The following is a 15,650-nucleotide window of genomic DNA, read 5'->3' as shown; positions in this document are numbered from 1 at the left end:
TAGATGAAAGTTATCTATAAAAATTTCCGGGAACAAGAAGTAAGCGAAGCACAGGCTTTGTTATTGGATGAGTACTCGAAGGTATTTGTTGAGGCAGGTGGTTTGGTAAAAAGGGAAGAAATGTATGACAACGATAAACTGGTGCGGATACATTATTACAGAGATAACGGTGAGACCGTCGATGATGCTGTTGCCGCATTACAACCCCACGGAGTTCCCTTCAACATAAGAGCAAGAGAACAGTACCGCGATTTTACCATCATCAACGTAAATTGCTACACCGAGGATCACCTTACCGAAAAATGGAAATTTTTAGCTGATGCAGATGATTTTATACTGTGCACCCAACCAATCGATTTGGTTTCCGGCCAGCCTATTTATGAGCAAACCACCAAATACATAGGTGAATATAGCAACGACATCGACCCCAATTATTGCAAATTTGTATATAATGCGGAAGGTGGATTTCAATACTGCGATTACAATTACGTGCGCGATTATGAAAGCGAAATATTTGAAATTAACCGTTTGCTGGTGATAAAGGAGAGGTTTCAGCTAACCGATGAAATGTATAATTATTATTTAACTGCGCACCTGTTGCCGCCTTTAAAATAAGCTTATGATATTTGTAGTAACTGCATTTTTATTTTCAGCCATCGTATTATACTTCCTGCTTGGTGGCGCCGATTTTGGAGCAGGTATTATCGAGCTTTTTACCTCGCAAAAAAACAAGCAAAATACGCGCCAGACCAGTTACCACGCCATTGGCCCTATTTGGGAGGCCAATCATATGTGGCTGATTATCGCTGTCGTAATTATGTTTGTAGGCTTCCCGGTTGTTTACAGCACCATGTGTACTTACCTGCATATACCTATGCTGATCATGTTACTGGGCATTACCGCCCGGGGCACAGCTTTTGCCTTCAGGAATTATGATGCTATTAAGGGCGCCCATACACAGAAGATCTACAACCGGGTATTTGTTTACTCAAGCTTTGTTACGCCTTTATTTTTAGGAATTATCGCCGGCAGTGCAGTATCAAGACAGATAGATTTACACGCGACCTCATTTTTAGATGCTTACATTTTTAGCTGGTTAAACTACTTCTCCGTAGCCGTTGGCTTATTTACGGTAGCTTTGAGCGGATACCTTGCAGCAATTTACTTAATCGGCGAGGCAGATAATGAACATGATGTCCGCCGGTTTATCCTGAAGGCCAGGATAATGAATATTTTCGCTGTTGTGTTTGGCGGTTTGGTATTCCTGGCCTCCGAAGTAGAAAACATCCACCTGGCACGTTGGATATTCGGCAACCCGGTTAGCTTAACCGCAGTAATTGCAGCGTCTGTTTCATTAGCGGCTTCGTGGATATTAATTAATAAAGGCAAGCGCAAAATAATCCGTATTGGCGCGGGTTTCCAGGTAACGATGATCTTGCTGGCAGTTGGCTATATGCATTGGCCCTACTTGCTAATGGTAAAAGGAGGACAAAACCTGTCACTTTTTGCCTACCAGGCACCGGAGAAAACCATTACCGATTTAGGGTTAGGCCTATTAATCGGCAGTTTGTTAATATTGCCATCGTTGTTTTACCTGTATTATAGCTTTCAAAAAAACCGTTGATGTAAGAATGATTACGTTGATTTCGCTGATTGCTTTATTAACAAAAATCAGCGAAATCAACGTAATCAAAAAAATCAACGGTTTAGCGGTTTAATTTTTATACTCCTGAAAAACACCTCGTTACCATGGTCTTGTAACAGTATGTGACCTTTCTTTGCCTCGCCGAAGTTTTTCCAGATTACATATTTGCTGATGGCAACCAAATCTTTGTAAGCTTTTGAGCCACGTTCGTATTCCAATACTTTAACTCCGTTTAAATAATGCTCCACATGGTTATTGGGGTAAACAACTACGCGGCCTATATTCCATGCGCCTATGGGGTGTACAAAACGGTCCTGCTTTTTGGCTGGGATAAGGTCGTATAACGATGCCAGTGTACGATCTCCGTCGCGGCCAAGCTTAGCATCAGGGTGCAGTTTATCATCCAGTACCTGGTACTCCAACCCTATTGCCGAACCTTTGGTTTGCTCGCTAAGGGTTACGAAATATTTCACCCCGCTGTTTGCACCTGGTGTTAGCTTAAATTCAAAAGAAAGGTCGAACGCACTGTACAAATCATCGGTTACAATATCGCCACCACCCGATTCTTCCTTTCCTTCAGAGGGTAAATCGTGCATTATTCCGTTTGCATACTCCCAGCCTTTTGCCGGGAAAGTTGTAAGAGTTGCGCCATGCCAGCCCTTGTTTGTATGCCCGTCATAGAGCAATTTCCAACCTGCGGCTTTTTCACTTGCTGACAGTGAATTGGGTTCCAGGTTTACTGTGTAGATATCTTTAGGGAAAGGCAGTCGCTTTAAGTTTGTAGTTTGAATACGCAGGTTTTTAAAATACACCTTTTTTCCGGCCTGCTCCTCTTTGGTAACTGCATGAACCTGCAACCCGATGAAGCCTTTGCTATCTACGGTATCCACCACATCAGCTATTGCAACGCCATTTATCCAGGTGCGCATTTCGTTGCCGATGCATTCTATGCGAACGTGGTTATACTCACCAACCTTAAAAACATCCTTTGCTTTTTCGTGTAAATCAAGCGGGTACAGCCAGTCTCTCCGGCCCTCATCATAAATTCCACCAGACCATTTCCTGTCCGATGGGTCAATTTCAAACTGGCGGCCATAAACCAGCCCTTTGCCGTCATGCCCGGCCGGGTCAAAGTGGCTGCGGGTTTGCACACCCGAATTACTAAGCTTGCTCTCAATTTTAGTATCCAGTTCCAGGATAAAGTCACCATATTCTTTATCTGTCACTAAAAAAGTATTACCAGAGTTTAATACGGTGGTACCAACAATAGCGCCATTTTCTACTTTGTAATCGGCAGTGCCGGCCAACTTATGCCAGCCTTTAAGGGTTTTACCATCAAACAGGCCGGGGGTGTTTTGGGCCTGGGACATCAACGGCATGATAAAAACCGTAGTCAACAATATTACCGTACTCAGTGTTTGTTTTTTCATATCGATTGTAGTTATTATTAGTTAGATTTTATTGCTTGATATCGTTATGTTAAGAAAGTAAACCAGAATTTGTTATTTGCGGCTTGTTTTCCAATTCTATTTTTGCCAGGTAATACATTTGTTCAAGATAAGAGGACGACCCGTGATTTATACACGCTTTTAACATTCTATAATATCTTTCAATACTGCCGCCTTCCAATGATTTGATGGCGGAAACAAAATGAGCCTGGCATAACTGCCTTTCCCGAAGTATCGGAACATTCGCTACGTAACTGACTAATTGTCGCTCATCAATATCATCTAACAGATAATGCCCGAGCGGTCCAGGATAATTAATAGCACGTTTTGTTTTTAGTAGCTTTTTTATTGTTCTTTTGGTGTTTAATTTGAGTTTATCGTCGTGGGTTTTAACTGCCGCAAAATATAAGAATACCTGGGTATCAATACCTCCCGCAGCGTCCTTATAAGGGCAATTTTGTGCTTGCTTCCATATCCCGATTGCGTTAGGTACATTACCGAGAATCCAATTTGCAATACCTAAACTTATAAAATCGCCACTCGATTCACCATTTCTAGCCTCAATACATTTTCTAGATATCGAGATGATTTCATCATACTTTTTTAAATGAAATAATGCATAAACCTTATTTCTTAGGGGAAAAATATTACCCGAATCTCGGTATTCCTCGTCTGCTTTTTCACACGCCTTTTCGAACTCGTTATTTGTAATGAGTGACCATACGCTTATTTCTTTGTAGTCCATGATCACACTTTTGGCTCCCATCCTTTTTCATATTCCCTGCTCCAAAGTTTCTGCGCTTCAGGGTCGTGTAAAATATGACCATTGGTTGGGTCAATGTGTAGCACCCGGTCAACCCGGTATGAAATATTGCCCAATTGGGGTAACAGGGTCGATTTAAACCCGGTTTCAATGGGGCAATTCAATTTGGCAGTGCCTTGTATGCTTTGGATAAAATTTGCCATGTGCGCGCCGTCCAGCGCTTCGGTTGGGCTTACTTTGTTGGTGGCATCTACCGGCGCTTCGTCTTTTACCTCGCGCACCAGTTTGTTTTCACCATCGTAAATTTTATACCCATTACCGCCAGTGTAAAACAACGTGCCTTTATCGCCATAAAATATTACGCCCCGGCCAAGACCCTCAATATTATAGCCATTGCAGCTCCTTCCCTCCCATTCAGCTACGGTGTTATTGGGGAAGTTGTAAAGGATATTTTGGGTATCCGGTGTTTGCCAGTCATCTTTAAAATGAAATCGGCCACCAGTGGAAACAACTTTAGTTGGAAAATCGACACCCAAACCCCAGCGGATTACGTCCAGCTCGTGTGTGCCGTTGTTTAATGCTTCGCCGGTACCCCAGTTCCAAAACCAGTGCCAGTTATAATGTATCAGGTTGTCCTGGTATGGCCTGCGTGGCGCCGGCCCCTGCCACATCTCGTAGTTAAGGTTTGCAGGTACCGCAGCCGGTTTACCAATACCAATAGTATCCCGGTGATTGGTGTACCAGCCTTTTGCATAATAAGTGCGACCGATAACTCCATCGTGCAGTTCCTTCACCATTTGCTGCACGTTATTAAATGACCGCCTTTGGCTACCCATTTGTACCAACCGGTTATATTTTTTTGATGCTGCTACCAGCATTTCTCCTTCGTGCGGGTTATGGCTGCAGGGTTTTTCAACATAAACATGTTTACCGGCCTGGCAAGCCATAATTGCGCCGGGGGCATGCCAATGATCGGGTGCGGCGATAACTATTGCGTCAACGTCTTTGCGCTCCAGTAATTTCCTGATGTCGGTATAGCCTTCAGGCTTTTTGCCTGTTCGTTTATAAATATCGGCAATGGTGTTCTCTACTACTTTCGAGTCGACATCGCACACAAAACCAATTTCGGTATTGGGTATTTTGGCAAAGTTTTGGGCCAGGTAGAGGCCTCGGCTGTGGGTGCCCATCATGCCTACCACCACTTTATCATTTGGCGAGCCTTTGAAAAATCCGGCGGCTTTACCCAATTGCGGCGCCAGCAAAAAGCTGGTGCCTGCTACCGAGGTGGTTTTAATGAATTTTCTCCTGTTTATCATGGTTTATGTGATTTCACCGATTATTATTTTTGGATTATACCGATTACGCTGGTTTTCGTCTTTCGGACTTTACTGACTTTTCGGACTTTCGGACTTACTCAAGCGCCGAATATACCAGCACTTTAAATTTGTCAGACAATTCGCCGTGAGGATAGGGCCATTCCTGTACAAAAAGCAGGCATACCATGTGCTCTTTGGGGTCGGCCCAGTAAATAGTGCCGTAAAAACCACCCCAGCTAAACGAACCCTCTGTCTCTCCAAGCTTTGCCTGTCCGCTTTTGGTGAAAACCTCAAACCCTAAACCAAACTTGTTGCCCTCTGCGTTCAAATTCAAGTTTCCTATCTGGTTCATTGTCATCATCTCAACAGTATGCCGTGATAGTAACCTGTGGCCGTTGTAAATACCACCGTTGAGCATCATCTGTAAAAAAGTGGCATAATCCTGTACAGTTGAGTTCAGCCCGGCCCCACCGGCGTAATAAGTGCCGTTTGATAGCGGGTAATTGAAGTCGACGCCCGGGAATGTAGTTTTGTCCCACTTAACCAGGTGTTTATACTGCTTATCGGGTGTGTAAACCTCCGCCAATCTCGGGTACTTCGATTGGGGCAGATAAAAATAGGTATCATTCATCCCCAGCGGGGTAAATATTCGTTCTTTAAAAAATTGGTCGAGGGATTTGCCTGATACCTTCTCAACAAGGTAACCCAGCACATCGATGCTTAAACCATAGGTAAATTTTTCGCCGGGTTGATGCACCAGCGGCAGTGCACCAAGTTTGTTGATGGCATCGCCGAGCAATAGCTTCTCGCTTAAAAAACCTGCATAAATACCATTTTTTGCATAGATGGCCTTCATACTGTTTGAACCAATTTGGGCATAATCCACTCCCGACGTATGGGTTAGTAAATCACGTATCGTTACTTCACGCCTGGCAGCAACAGTGGTATAAGTGGAATCTTTAGGGTTAAACTCCGCCAATACTTTAGGGTGGGCAAACGAAGGGATATATCTCGAGATAGGGTCGTCTAACAGGAATTTGCCCTCTTCAAAAAGCATCATAACGGCGACACTGGTAATGGCCTTGGTTTGCGATGCGATGCGAAAAATCTCATCGGTGCGCATAGGTATTTTTTTATCTATATCGGCCAGGCCGAACGCCTTATTATAAACAATTTTGCCGTTTCGAGCTATAAAAGCATCCGCGCCAACCACCCAGCCGGAGTCGACGTATTGTTTGATAACCTTATCGATACGCTGTAACCGCTCCGGAGAAAAATGTTCAGTCAACGGGTTGCCCGGCTGTAAAGTAACCCCCTGAGAAAAAACGCCGAACGAAATAACCATAGCAAACACCAGCGCAATTGGTTTTTTTATCATAATGATTTGGTTAGCAGGGTTATAATTTTTCAAGGCCGACCGGCCCCGAAAAAACCTGTCATTGATAAAACTAATGTATGAACTATTGGGTATAAGTTTATACATTGATAACAGGTTTGTTACAATTTAGGTTGGAGACGTTTTAAGAGTTGTGGTGGTTGTAAAGGTTATAATTGGTTGCTTTTACAACCAATTATAAGGCCCCATATTTAAAATAACCAAAAGGGGGGTACAGGGGTTTACACAATTTTGATATATTCCGACTTAAAAAGTCGACTATCAGTCAATTAACAAAAAAAAAGAGATTTACACTCGTTTTCATTAAAGTTTGAGAAAGACATCTTGGTGAAACTTAATATAAACAACTGAAGTTCAGTTATTTATATTAAGTTATTAAATCCCGGATAACGAATTAAAATTCACTAATTACTTACACCCCCGCGAATGCCGAAAATCCGCCATCCACGCAAATCATCGAGCCGGTAACAAACGCGGATGCATCGCTTAACAGCCAAACAATTGCGCCTATCAGTTCATCGGGATGACCAAACCGTTTAAAAGGTGTATTGCGGATAACCTTGCCGCCACGATCAGTATAACCGCCATCGGGAGTAGTAAGCAGGTTGCGGTTTTGTTCGGTAAGAAAAAAGCCGGGGGCCAGCGCATTCATGCGGATGGCGTCGCCGTAGCGGTTAGCCAGCTCAACAGCAAACCATTGGTTATAGCAATCTACAGCTGCCTTACCCATATTGTAACCAAGCACCTTGGTTATTGCCCTTTTTGAATTCATTGATGATATGTTTACAATGCTTCCCTTGCCTGTTTTGGCGATTGCTTCACCAAAGACCTGGGTTGGGTTTAGGGTTCCCCAAAGGTTTAGATCCAGCACTTCTTTCATCCCCTGCAAATTCATGCTAAAAATGTCTTCCTCGGGTTGTAAAACACCTTGCGGCATGTTGCCACCCGCGCCATTTACCAAGCCGTCAATCCGGCCGAAGGCTTCCAGGATTTTATCTTTGGCGACGATTAACTCGTCAATTTTCATTACATCGGCTACTAAAGCAATAGCCTTGCCGCCGTTTGCATTAATATGGGCTGCCCGCTCTTCGGCAACCTCTTTTTTGCGACCTAATATACCAACTGTGCCGCCGGCTTCAACAATGCCGTTAACAAAGGCATTACCCAAAATACCGGTGCCACCGGTTACTACTATTACTTTTCCGCTTAATGAAAATTTATCTGACATAATTTTAGAATCAGGAAGCCAGGAACCAGGATTCAAGACTTCAATATTAATTTAGTTTTTTTCTAATCTCTAACCTCCAATTAACCAATCACTAACGTAAGTCGCCAATCGAAATCGCATCCATATCTGTATAATCCAAGTTCTCGCCTGCCATACCCCATATAAAGTTATAATTGCAGGTGCCACTGCCTGAATGGATGCTCCAGGGCGGCGATACCACGGCATCGTAGTTGTTCATCATAATATGTCGGGATTCATCACCCTTGCCCATATAATGCACAATTTTTTGACCTTCCGGCAAGTCGAAATAAAAATAAGCTTCCATCCGGCGGTCGTGTGTATGGGCGGGCATGGTATTCCAAATGCTGCCGGGCTTTAATATGGTAAGTCCCATTACCAGCTGACAGCTTTTAATACCTTCAGTATGAATGTACTTGTTTATAGTGCGCAAGTTAGCAGTTGCCACACTACCGGCTTCAACTTTTGCAGCCTCATTTATCCCCATAAAGGTTGTCGGATACGCCATATGCGCAGGAGCCGACAGTATGTAAAAAACTGCTGCATCGGCACTATTTTTACTGGCAAAAGTCACCTGCTTTATGCCCTTGCCTATGTAAAGGCAATCAAACTTTTTCAATTCATAGCTTTGGCTGTCGGCCGTAACCACGCCGTCCCCCGCAACATTTATTATTCCCATTTCGCGGCGTTCCAGGAAATAATCAGCCCGAAGGTTGGGGTAGTTCTCTAAAGCCAGCGTTTGTTTCGCCGGGTGCGCTGTGCCGACAATCATCCGGTCGTAATGCGTATAAACGCAGTTGATCTTGTCTTTTTGAACAGTATTGTCAATTAAAAACCGTTCCCTTATTAAGGATGTGTTGTAACTTTTAAAATCGTCCGGGTGTACGCTGTGCAGAACTTTCAAGGTATTTGGGGCTGTTGTAAGTGAAACCAAAGTTACTATTTACGTGTTCAAAAAAAAGGTGAAATAGTTTTTACAAATAAAGCTAAATTACGTCACCATAAAAACCTAACAAATAAAAAACTGATTGTACCATGAAATCTTTATCATTTTATAAGAAACTACTTTTGCTTTTTATATTTTCAGGAGTAGCTATTTCGACGTTAGCACAAGATACCTGGACTAAATCCACCGCCGCCGAGTGGGTTGCTAAAAACGAATGGAAAAACGGGCTTAAGCTAAACCTGGATACATCAACAAATAAAAAAGTGTTTGCTGAGCAATACCACCGAAACCAGGCAGTATGGAACAAAGCCTTTGCATTTTTACGCGACAGCGACCTTACCAAACTTAAACCGGGAAAATATCCGATTGATGGCACTAACGTTTACGCCACAATTACCGAAGCGCCTTCGAAGGAGTTTGAAGCTTCGGCATGGGAGTCGCACCGCAAGTATATTGATTTGCAATATGTTATAAAAGGGCAGGAAACAATAGGGGTCGCCCCGGTAAGCAAAGCCACCGTTACCAAGCCTTATAATGAAGCTGGCGACAGCGCCAACTACAACGTCCAGGGGCAATATTACGTTGCTATGCCCGGCACGTTCTTCCTGTTTTTCCCCAGCGATGCCCATCGGCCTAATATTAAGGTAGCCGGGTACGATGTAGTAAAGAAAATCGTGATTAAAATCAGGATGGTTGATTTGGGTGCGGAGTAAACAAAAGGTTTGTCAACTTTTAAAAGTTGACAAACCTCTGTACGTTAACTAATCCTCGAACAGGCTTATCTCAACTGAATGGTCTTTAACTATCTGTATAATTTTTGTGCATTCAACCGGGCAGCCGTTGCTTTGCGCACGCAATATGCAGTCGCAATCCTCAAGGTCGAAATTAAAACGAAAGGTGGGCAAGTGCGCTTGTAATGCTTTTAGCACCTTGCCGGCCGTTCGTTTATTTTTCACGTTAGTTCTGAATATCTCTACCATAATAATGTGAATTTTAATGTTTTAACCTAAACCTTTACCCTCTTCCACCTGCCTTTTTTAAACAGGTAATAGCTTAATCCCGCGGCCACTACCTGCGATATTAATACAGCATAAAAAACGCCCCTCGGCTCTTTTATAAAATGTGTACTCAATACCCAAGCCACCGGTATCTGGAATAGCCAGAACGCAATAAGATTAACCAAAGTTGGCGTTTGTGTATCCCCGGCGCCGTTAAAGGCGTTCATCATCACCATTTCTATGCCGAAAAACACGTAGCCCAGGCTGATTATTTGTAATGCCTGTATAGCAAAGTGTCGCGCCTGCGGGTCGCTGTTCATAAAATTTACAACAGGCGTGCCGAGCAGGAAAAAGAACAAGCTTACACACACCATGTATATTACAGAGTAGCCGGCCGTTGTTTTAACGCTTTGCTCGGCGCGTTCGGGTTTGCCTGCGCCAAGGTTTTGGCCTGTTAAGGTTGCAGCCGCATTGCTTAATCCCCATGCCGGTAGCAGGAAGAATATCAACATCCGTATAGCCACCTGGTAGCCAGCCATGGCACCTTCACCAAATCCCGCCATCAGCCTTGCTAAAAAAATCCAGCTTGCTGAACTTACCAGGAACTGGATAGTACCCGTGCTTCCTATTTTTACAATCTGGATAAGCAACTCTTTATGCGGCCGTATTTGGGCAGCGTAAAAATGCAGCAGCCCCTTTCGGATAAACAAACGGTACATTTGGTAACATACGCCTATGCCCCTACCTGTAGTAGTTGCAATTGCCGCTCCTTTTATACCTAAAGCCGGAATTGGCCCTAACCCGTAAATAAGCACGGGGCATAAAATTATGTTGCAAACATTAGCAATTATCAGGCTGCGCATGGCAATGCTGGCGTCTCCAGCTCCACGGAATATACCATTGATGAGGAACAGCAACATAATAACGATGTTACCGCCAAACATGATGCGTGTGTAGGCGATATTTTCGGCAATCATCCGGTCACTGGCACCCATCAGGTGCAGTATCGTCCCGGCAAAATAAACGCCGGTGAACGATATAATTAACGAAAGAACGGTTGAGAACAAAATGGTTTGCATACCTGCATGTGCTGCTCCATCCAAATTTTTCTCGCCTACGCGACGGGCAACCAGCGCGGTTGCCGCCATACTTAAGCCAATGGCTACTGAATAAACAAGGCTAAGAACTGATTCTGTTAAAGCAAGCGTTGCTACTGCAGCGTTTCCTATTTTACCTACAAAGTAGATATCTACCAGGGCAAACACTGATTCCATGATCATCTCAGTAATCATGGGGATGGCCAGCAGGAACACTGCCTTGCGGATGCTGCCTATGGTATAATCTTGCTCAGTTTTGCCGTTTATGGCTTGTTTTAATAATGAAAAAAAACGTTTTGTTTTATTTATTGATGTTGTTGATTCGGTCATGATAATTTTCAGGCCGGGCTCGAAGCCTTAGCGGCCAACTTTTTATGGAAATAAATATAAGAGACAATTAATAGTGCAAAAAGCACCGGAAAGAATGCAAGACTGCTAATGGGGTCTTTCACAGCAATAAACGAATAGGTCGCACCCAACAAATCAAAAGTGAATCCGGCATAAACCCATTCTTTTAATTTAGGGAAACCAGGAACCAGTATTGCGATTATGCCTAATATCTTCGCTACGCCTAGAAACACAGTGAAGTAATTAGGATAACCTAAATGGTCGTGCATCATTTTTACGGATTCCGGGCCGTTTATTATGCTCATAACTCCCGAAAGGAGCATCATCACCAGTATCAAACCGGTTGATACCCAATAGATAATGTTAATTTTTTTCATCTCAATAGTTTTAATGTAAAGTTTAATAAAGTGATTTAGTTAATAAGTTTAGTACAAATATTTTTTAATTGGTGTATATGCCGCTGCGTATGGCAAATCACAAAGCTAACAGCCTCCTGCCGGGTTATGTACCCAAGTACCGGCAATTCAAACGAAAGACAGGTTTTTGATAAATCGAGCGTGGCGGCTGATGTGATTATGTCTGCTTTAATACCGGATAATGCCGCAAGTAACCCACCTTTGTCATAATTTTTTTCGTCAGGGCGTATAAAATCAGGGGTTTGCATTTTAATATCGAAATTCAGGAACGCGCTTTTTATCCCTTCAACTGCGGCATCCGGCGCTCTTTCAGTGTCTTTTACCGGGCCTTTTAGTAAATCGGCAAAACCCGAATTCGACAATACCATGTGTTGTGTCAATTGCCCGGCAGTCCAGCTACCTTCAAAAGGTACGGTGTTAAACTTTTCAACAGGCACAGTTCCTACCAATGCAATTAATTCTGTCAAAGTTTGATCTGCCTCTTTCGCAAGCTCTTCGTTTTTCATGTTTTTTTATTTAGATGTTATTAAGTGCATCATATTTTCGCCAAAACCAATAGGTAACAAACAGCACCGCCAGCATTACCAAAGGCATAGCTACCATTCCGGCCCCATCACCCATGGCAGCCCGCGAAACTGCGGCCCCGATAAAGTTGAATGCAAAGCCCGCAAACGCCCATTCCTTCAAATTGCGGAATTTAGTTTGCAGTAACGCAATTACGCCCAGGACTTTCAGATATCCCATAAACGGCATAATGTAAATAGGATAACCCAAATGGTTCAGCACATCTATTCCTGCTTGTTGTTTGGTTATTCCGCCAAATGCATCGGCCAGCATGGCTAATGAAAATAATACGATCAGGCACCAATAGGTTATTTTAATAGTTTTTGGTTTCATTTTATTAAAGGTTTATTGTTTATAAATTGATTAACTTAAGTTTAAGCGGTTATATATTGCCTTGTATGCCATTTCCTCGCCGTTTTGCTCCCAATGCCAGCTACCGGTTATGGTGTTGCCATTATTGCTGTAATGCCCTTCAAATTTCCCTGTTATGCCGGGCATTTTTATATCAATTATATGGTCGATGCCGCTTATATTGTAGGTGTACTCCAGCACCTTGCCGTCACCATCAAAATAATGCGATTTTAGTTTACCGCTTTCCTCGTCATACCCTATAAATTCCAGCCCTTTCGCCCCTTCAATATCAATATATTGTACCAAAAAAAAGCCTCCTTCCATCCAGCTATAACTCACCTGTCCGCATACCTCGCCTGATACATTCCATATCCCCACCAACTTGTCGAGTTTTTGGAGTTCAGGGTTGGGCCTTGGCTTTTTTTTAATTATCATCTGTTCCGGTTATTCTATTTTTCAAGGTTATTTTTCAAAGTCCCCAGGCTGGTATCCAAATCTTTTTCGAGCATGCCGGGTATAAACAAATTCATTAAATTAAACGGGTATGGATTTTTACCCAGCATTCCCCATTGTACATTTGTAGTACTCTCTGATATTGGCGTTACCTCCATAAAGGTTTGTGCCACGTTTTTAAATGGCCTTTCAAACCGTATTTCGCAATCTATGCGCTCGCCATCAAGTATTTTCTTGACTTCCTGCACGCCTTTGCCTACATTTTTGTTTTCACTGTCCCAAGCCGAGGTGAAGCCCACAGTGCCATCTGTGCCGCTGTAATTCATTTTTGCATTAGGGTCCATCAATACCCATTTGCTGTAATAGGCCTGGTTTTTAATGTATTTGATATAATCAAATACTACCCGGCTATTTTTGTCGATAGTTACCTGGCTTTGCACTGTATATTCTTTTTTCACAAACAAAGCCGCAAGCAAAACAAGGATAACTATCCCCGCTATTACGCCCAAAACTGTAGTTAAAATGCTCATAGTAATATTCTTTAGTGTGATTTACCTGTTAATATTTTGTTTGATTGAACAATACAAACATACGGTGGTAACTAGATTTACGCGGGTGCCTTGCATGACAACATAAGGGGGATATTGTGACAAGTAATTATAAAAAAACACCACTATGTGCAATAAAAGCGCCCTTTATACCATAACATGTATAATAACCCCTACCTTTGCCAAATGCAAAAAGTACTGCTGAAGCTATTTTTACCCCTTCTTATACTTGCAGTACTTAACCCTGGTGCTTACAACTTAAGCGAGTTTAATGGCACTGCTTTAACAGGCAGTTACCAGTCGGGTATCAAAAAACAGGCGCAGTCATTGCCCCTGGTAAAAAACCTGCATGCCGAAAGTATTAGCACCTATGTTGTACATGGCTTTGTTAAACCACTGTGGGTTGGTAATCTTGATTTTTCGCAGTGCAGCTTCGCCAAAGTCTGCCGTAGCCTATTCATTTTAGACAAGCAGCACGTAATTCACCGGCAGGAGTTTTTACAGTCGCTATTGTTCCCCTTTCATTTTTTTAGCTAACGTGCTGTGTTAATTTCTTAAACATTGCATGGCGTAACTACGCCTGATTTTTCCATCTTAAATTTAAAAAAATGAACAATACCATAGAGAATGGCCTTATTGCGGCTATTTTATTCCTTATTATATTTATTCCCGTATACCTTGCTGTCAGAAGTTCGCGCAACAAAAAGAAAAGAAGAATAACACATGAGCTCCATTTGCTCGAACAACACCATGGCCTGATATTCCATGTTGTTGACCAACTTGATTCGCTTGCTATTGCTATTGACCAGTTGAAAAAAATCATTGTAAAGGTAAATCTTCAGGATTATTCATCAGAATTAATCGACTTGAAAGACATAAGCGATTGCACTCTTGACGAAAAAAGACAAGGTACTTCAATTCAACTTCTTCAACTGGTACTATGGGATAACAATAAACGCCCCATATACTGTATTGATTTTTATAAGCAATATGTTGACAACGAAGGCAATTTAAAGAAAGCTGGCCGGATAGCCGTCCAATGGGAGGAAATGTTAAAAGCCGGTATTAAAAACAGACTGCCTGTTTTGGAGGTGCAGAAAAGCATTTAAATGTAATTATTAATATGCAAGGCTTAAATTGTGCATAACAAAAAGCCTTGCATTTAAAAATTTGATACTTTTAAACATCCTAATGCCAATATATGAAAAGAACCAAAGTAAACACCCGAAAAGAAATTACTAATGTGCTGCTGATAATTGCCGGCATATTTAGTGCTGCCTTCGGGTTAAAAGGTTTTTTAATCCCTAATCACTTTATTGATGGCGGGGTAACGGGTATATCACTGTTAGTCAGTTCAACAACCGGTGCGCCGATATCTGTTTTAATTATTGTGATAAACCTGCCATTTATTTGGCTCGGCTTTAAACGGATCAATAAGCTTTACGCTATTAAAACTTTAATAGCTATCTGTCTGCTATCAATTGTTCTATACCTTTTTAAATTTCCAATTGTTACTGATGACAAGTTGCTTACCGCAGTTTTTGGTGGCTTTTTCCTGGGCACAGGCATAGGGTTAGCTATGCGGGGCGGGTGCGTTATTGATGGTACAGAACTGCTGGCGGTTTATATCAACCCTAAATCATTCCTTTCTGTAGGGCAAATTATCCTGGTTATCAATATATTAATATTTGGTGTGGCGGCATTTTTTTTGGGGATACACTCGGCGTTATATTCCATCCTCACCTATCTCTCTGCCTCGCAAATGATTAACTATATTGTGCAGGGCTTTGATGAATACACGGCAGTCACCATTATATCGCCCAAAAGCGAATTGATAAAAAATGTAATTATCCGGCAATTGCGTAGGGGGGTAACCGTTTATAAAGGAGAACGCGGCTATGGCAGAAACGCGATTGAAGATAAGGATATCGACATTTTATATGTTGTGATAACAAGACTTGATGTATCGCGCCTTGTAAATACAGTTCAACAGGTTGATCCTAATGCATTTATCATAACACATTCAGTATCAGAAGTTAAAGGCGGGTTAATTAAACGACACGTATTATCTCACTAAACCTGTTTTTAAAAACAACTAATAGCTTTCAAACAACA

19 protein-coding genes are annotated in these 15,650 nt (G+C 42.3%); 6 read left to right on the top strand and 13 right to left on the bottom strand.

Annotated features, from left to right (window positions below; genetic code table 11):
* The first annotated feature begins 3 nt into the window (after positions 1–3).
* Both Q0R52_RS22265 and Q0R52_RS22260 read left to right on the top strand, forming a co-directional pair.
* Positions 4–615: a hypothetical protein gene (locus Q0R52_RS22265; RefSeq protein WP_295798721.1), complete on the top strand. Its 612-nt coding sequence runs from the start codon at positions 4–6 to the stop codon at positions 613–615.
* A gap of 4 nt (positions 616–619) precedes the next feature.
* The gene (locus Q0R52_RS22260) at positions 620–1,624 is read left to right on the top strand and encodes a cytochrome d ubiquinol oxidase subunit II (protein WP_295798718.1); all 1,005 of its coding nucleotides are present in this window, start codon (positions 620–622) and stop codon (positions 1,622–1,624) included.
* A 74-nt stretch (positions 1,625–1,698) separates the two neighbouring features.
* On the opposite strand, the gene Q0R52_RS22255 is transcribed toward Q0R52_RS22260, so the two are convergent.
* From Q0R52_RS22255 to kduI, 6 genes are all read right to left on the bottom strand, one after another.
* On the bottom strand, positions 1,699–3,075 hold the full coding sequence (locus tag Q0R52_RS22255) for a DUF1080 domain-containing protein (protein ID WP_295798715.1): 1,377 nt from the start codon (positions 3,073–3,075) through the stop codon (positions 1,699–1,701).
* A 49-nt stretch (positions 3,076–3,124) separates the two neighbouring features.
* Complete coding sequence (locus Q0R52_RS22250; protein ID WP_295798714.1) at positions 3,125–3,838, bottom strand: hypothetical protein; 714 nt, start codon at positions 3,836–3,838, stop codon at positions 3,125–3,127.
* 2 nt (positions 3,839–3,840) lie between these two features.
* Complete coding sequence (locus Q0R52_RS22245) at positions 3,841–5,172, bottom strand: Gfo/Idh/MocA family oxidoreductase (RefSeq protein ID WP_295798711.1); 1,332 nt, start codon at positions 5,170–5,172, stop codon at positions 3,841–3,843.
* Positions 5,173–5,266: 94 nt separating this feature from the next.
* Positions 5,267–6,550: a serine hydrolase domain-containing protein gene (locus Q0R52_RS22240; protein ID WP_295798709.1), complete on the bottom strand. Its 1,284-nt coding sequence runs from the start codon at positions 6,548–6,550 to the stop codon at positions 5,267–5,269.
* 430 nt (positions 6,551–6,980) lie between these two features.
* Positions 6,981–7,796 (bottom strand): SDR family oxidoreductase, encoded by an 816-nt coding sequence (locus tag Q0R52_RS22235; RefSeq protein WP_252793302.1) that lies wholly within the window; start codon positions 7,794–7,796, stop codon positions 6,981–6,983.
* 91 nt (positions 7,797–7,887) lie between these two features.
* Positions 7,888–8,718, bottom strand: coding sequence for a 5-dehydro-4-deoxy-D-glucuronate isomerase (gene kduI / locus Q0R52_RS22230; RefSeq protein ID WP_295798707.1), 831 nt, complete (start codon positions 8,716–8,718; stop codon positions 7,888–7,890).
* Positions 8,719–8,849: 131 nt separating this feature from the next.
* Here kduI and Q0R52_RS22225 point away from each other — a divergent pair, with 131 nt between their 5' ends.
* Positions 8,850–9,473: a YhcH/YjgK/YiaL family protein gene (locus Q0R52_RS22225; RefSeq protein ID WP_295798705.1), complete on the top strand. Its 624-nt coding sequence runs from the start codon at positions 8,850–8,852 to the stop codon at positions 9,471–9,473.
* A gap of 48 nt (positions 9,474–9,521) precedes the next feature.
* Here Q0R52_RS22225 and Q0R52_RS22220 read toward each other — a convergent pair whose 3' ends face one another.
* The 7 genes from Q0R52_RS22220 to Q0R52_RS22190 are packed head-to-tail and all read right to left on the bottom strand — an operon-like array spanning position 9,522 to position 13,517.
* Positions 9,522–9,740: a hypothetical protein gene (locus Q0R52_RS22220; RefSeq protein ID WP_295798702.1), complete on the bottom strand. Its 219-nt coding sequence runs from the start codon at positions 9,738–9,740 to the stop codon at positions 9,522–9,524.
* 26 nt (positions 9,741–9,766) lie between these two features.
* Positions 9,767–11,185 carry an MATE family efflux transporter gene (locus tag Q0R52_RS22215; RefSeq protein WP_295798701.1) on the bottom strand — a complete coding sequence of 473 codons (1,419 nt, stop codon included), beginning with the start codon at positions 11,183–11,185 and terminating at the stop codon, positions 9,767–9,769.
* Positions 11,186–11,193: 8 nt separating this feature from the next.
* Complete coding sequence (locus tag Q0R52_RS22210; RefSeq protein ID WP_295798699.1) at positions 11,194–11,580, bottom strand: DoxX family protein; 387 nt, start codon at positions 11,578–11,580, stop codon at positions 11,194–11,196.
* A gap of 35 nt (positions 11,581–11,615) precedes the next feature.
* Positions 11,616–12,125, bottom strand: a complete 510-nt coding sequence (locus tag Q0R52_RS22205; RefSeq protein ID WP_295798696.1) for a DinB family protein — start codon at positions 12,123–12,125, stop codon at positions 11,616–11,618.
* Between the two features lie 10 nt (positions 12,126–12,135).
* Entirely contained in the window at positions 12,136–12,516 is a 381-nt protein-coding gene (locus tag Q0R52_RS22200; protein WP_295798692.1) for a DoxX family protein, read from the bottom strand.
* Positions 12,517–12,546: 30 nt separating this feature from the next.
* Positions 12,547–12,969, bottom strand: coding sequence for a hypothetical protein (locus Q0R52_RS22195; RefSeq protein ID WP_295798688.1), 423 nt, complete (start codon positions 12,967–12,969; stop codon positions 12,547–12,549).
* A gap of 14 nt (positions 12,970–12,983) precedes the next feature.
* On the bottom strand, positions 12,984–13,517 hold the full coding sequence (locus tag Q0R52_RS22190) for an SRPBCC family protein (RefSeq protein ID WP_295798685.1): 534 nt from the start codon (positions 13,515–13,517) through the stop codon (positions 12,984–12,986).
* A 204-nt stretch (positions 13,518–13,721) separates the two neighbouring features.
* On the opposite strand from Q0R52_RS22190, the gene Q0R52_RS22185 reads away from it, so the two are divergent.
* From Q0R52_RS22185 to Q0R52_RS22175, 3 genes are all read left to right on the top strand, one after another.
* Positions 13,722–14,072 (top strand): hypothetical protein, encoded by a 351-nt coding sequence (locus tag Q0R52_RS22185; protein ID WP_295798682.1) that lies wholly within the window; start codon positions 13,722–13,724, stop codon positions 14,070–14,072.
* Positions 14,073–14,143: 71 nt separating this feature from the next.
* Positions 14,144–14,644 carry a hypothetical protein gene (locus Q0R52_RS22180; protein ID WP_295798679.1) on the top strand — a complete coding sequence of 167 codons (501 nt, stop codon included), beginning with the start codon at positions 14,144–14,146 and terminating at the stop codon, positions 14,642–14,644.
* Between the two features lie 92 nt (positions 14,645–14,736).
* Positions 14,737–15,612, top strand: coding sequence for a YitT family protein (locus tag Q0R52_RS22175; RefSeq protein WP_295798677.1), 876 nt, complete (start codon positions 14,737–14,739; stop codon positions 15,610–15,612).
* The last annotated feature ends 38 nt before the right edge of the window (positions 15,613–15,650 follow it).

Source organism: Mucilaginibacter sp., from assembly GCF_025359345.1.
Taxonomy (GTDB): Bacteria; Bacteroidota; Bacteroidia; order Sphingobacteriales; family Sphingobacteriaceae; genus Mucilaginibacter.
Note: the sequence above shows the minus strand (reverse complement) of the source record. Positions and strands in the feature narration are given on the sequence as shown.